This window comes from Phytoactinopolyspora endophytica (assembly GCF_004138495.1).
In the GTDB taxonomy this organism is placed as follows: Bacteria; Actinomycetota; Actinomycetes; order Jiangellales; family Jiangellaceae; genus Phytoactinopolyspora; species Phytoactinopolyspora endophytica.
The window spans coordinates 483,582-486,138 of sequence record NZ_ML142852.1 but is presented as its reverse complement, the minus strand read 5'-3'; the positions used below and the strand labels follow the sequence as shown (position 1 = coordinate 486,138).

4 protein-coding genes are annotated in these 2,557 nt (G+C 72.2%); all 4 read right to left on the bottom strand.

Features of this window, described 5'->3' with window-relative positions:
• Positions 1-391, bottom strand: a 391-nt coding sequence (locus tag ELR45_RS10635; RefSeq protein WP_129665892.1) for a TadE/TadG family type IV pilus assembly protein, incomplete at its 3' end; no start/stop codon positions are given.
• Between the two features lie 5 nt (positions 392-396).
• Positions 397-597, bottom strand: a complete 201-nt coding sequence (locus ELR45_RS10630) for a hypothetical protein (RefSeq protein WP_129665729.1) — start codon at positions 595-597, stop codon at positions 397-399.
• 61 nt (positions 598-658) lie between these two features.
• Positions 659-1,549 (bottom strand): type II secretion system F family protein, encoded by an 891-nt coding sequence (locus tag ELR45_RS10625; RefSeq protein ID WP_129665727.1) that lies wholly within the window; start codon positions 1,547-1,549, stop codon positions 659-661.
• Positions 1,546-2,433 carry a type II secretion system F family protein gene (locus ELR45_RS10620; protein WP_129665725.1) on the bottom strand — a complete coding sequence of 296 codons (888 nt, stop codon included), beginning with the start codon at positions 2,431-2,433 and terminating at the stop codon, positions 1,546-1,548. Before ELR45_RS10620 ends, ELR45_RS10625 begins: the two co-directional genes overlap by 4 nt.
• Positions 2,434-2,557: the final 124 nt, after the last annotated feature.

The window sequence follows — 2,557 nt, the reverse complement described above, 5'->3', positions numbered from 1 at the left end:
CGTGTACGGGCAGCTGCAGTCCGGGCACGACTCGCGCGGCGACACCGCTGATGCGTACGGCGACGGTGGCCGAGCGTGTCACCGTCACGCTGGCGTGGTGCAGGGGGCCGTCGGCGAGCTGGTCGAGAACGCCTTGGGCGACGGTGTGGCCGGCGGTTTCGGTGCCGTCGGCGACGCGTGCGGCGGCGAGTCCTTGTGCGGCCGCGGATTGGGCGATGTGCGTGGCGTGGGACCATACCGCGAATTGCACGATGCACAGCAGCAGGAGCATCAGCAGTGGTGTGGCGACGACGAGTTGGACCGTCCCGGCGCCCCGCTCGCTCCGCGGGCGCCGTCCACCGGTGCGGTGGTGTCTCGCCGGTGGTGGGCGGGCGTCGACGGCGGCGGGCATGTGGTCTATCCGAGATCGATGCTGTTGGCCTTGTCGACCACGGCGTTGTACAGGATCGTCCCGAGCACGGCTAAAGCCAGGGCCGTGAGCAGCGCGGTAGCCAGCACGGCTTCGGTTGAGTAGCCGTCCTCACGCCGCAGGCGGCGGGCGAGTCCGGTGAGCTGCGGGCGCAGCCGGGTGGTGAGAGTGAGGTAGAGCCGTGTCATGAGTGTCTGCCTTTCGTGCTGATGAGGCGTTCGTGGACGTGGTGCGCCGTGTCGAGACCTCCTAGAGGCTGTGGACGATCTGGTCGATGGCGGGGTAGCCGATGAAGATCAGGAACGCGAGGAACAACAGCATCAGCGGCAGGCTCATCCGTTCGGTGGCCGACTGTGCTTCGGCTTCGGCGGCGCTGAGTTGGTGGGTGCGCAGCACGACGGCTTTGGTCGCGAGGCTGCTGCGGATCTTGGCTCCCTCGGTTCCCGCCAGTGAGGCGGTGGCGGCCAGCTCGGCCAACTCGGTCACGCCCAGCTCGTCGCCGAGTTGACGCAGGCTGTGCCAGGGGCTGGTGCGGGTGATCCTGGCGGTGGCCAGGGCGCGGCGCAGCTGAGTGAAGGCCCATCCGTCGCCGACGCGGGACGCGTCATGCAGCGCGGCGTCGACTCCGGCTCCGCCGGCGAGCGCGATCACCACCAGATCCAGATAGACCGACAACGCGTGGCGGACCTCGCCTCGGCGTGCGGCGGCGCGAGAGCGGACCTGCAGGTCAGGCAGGACGAAGCCGACCCCGGCCAGCGTCAGGCCAGCCAGCACGGGCAGCTGCGTTCCCCAGCCGGCCCCGATGGTGCTCAGCGTCAGGTTCGCGATCAGCGGCGCCGCCAGACCGGCGACGGAGCCGGCCGCTTTGACCGCCAGATGCGCCTGGACACCGATCTCGGCGACGGCGAGGTCGCGACGCAGCGACTCGCCGGGCAGCCCCAGTCCCTGCTGCAGCCGCACCAGCGGCGCAACCATCCGCGCGGTGCGGCCATGGTCGCCGGTGGCGAGGATCGGTGTTGCCGCGGGCGTGTTCAGCCTGGCCAGCACGACCGCTAGGCGCGGGCGAGGCGGGAACGCCCACACCGCCACGGCCCACAGCCCGAACCCGAGCCCGGCACCGAGCACCATGGGGGCGATCACGGCACGCCCTGCCCATTCGATGCGCCCGTACCGGCGACTGTGGGGGTGGTGGTGAACAGCCGGGCCGGCTGCGCGATGCGGGCGATCCGGGTCAGCCAGGCGAACGCGAGAGTGAACAGAGCCCCCACGCTGAGCAGAATTACCTGGCCCGTGGCGTCGTCGAAGGCGTCCAGATACTCCCGGTTCAGGGCGACCAGTCCGACGCCGAACGTAAGCGTGGTGATGACGATCACCCGGATCGAGGTGCGGGTGCGTGCCCGGGCGGCCTCGACGCGCAGGCGCATCCCGGCCTGGTCCCGCGCCGATTGCGCGAGCGTGGACAGCAGCTCACCGAGGCGGCTGGCTTGGCGCTGCGCGGCCTGGGACAGGGCGGCCACCACGAGGTCAGCGCTGGGGTCGTCCAGGTCCTCGGCTAGCTGCTCGAGGGTGGGGACGAGGCGGTGCCCGGCCTCGAGGCGGGCGGCGAGGGTGGTGACCTCGGCACGGATCGGTTCCGGCGCGATCGGTGCGCTCGCCACGATGGCCTGTTCGATCCCGGCGGCCGCGGCGAGGGTGTCGCGCAGCATTTCCGTCCACGCGGCGATCGCCTCGATCCGCGCGACCCGGCGTTCGTGTTTCCGGTCGCGGCTGAGCAGCCGCGGCAGCCACCATGCCGCCATCGCGGCCAGCACCGCACCGACCACCCACCCGGTGACGACTGCCGTGCCCAGAGCCGCACAGGCCGCGGCGGCGCCGGGCAGGATGCTGTGCTGCGCCCAGGCGGCGGGCCGGGGCCGACGCCACGCGGGAGCCTGCTCGGGTGGGCGTCGTTGCCATCCGTTGCGGATCAGGACCGCCCCGGCGGCGACGCCGAGCCCGCACACCACGGCTAGGACCGTGTTCATGTCGGCCACCACCCGTCCGGCGAGTCCAGCAGCGCCGGGTCGAGCCCGGCGGCGACCAGCTCGTCCATGGTCTCGGCACGGATCGGCGACCCGGGCACCGCGCGGCGATCCGGGCGCGGGTGGT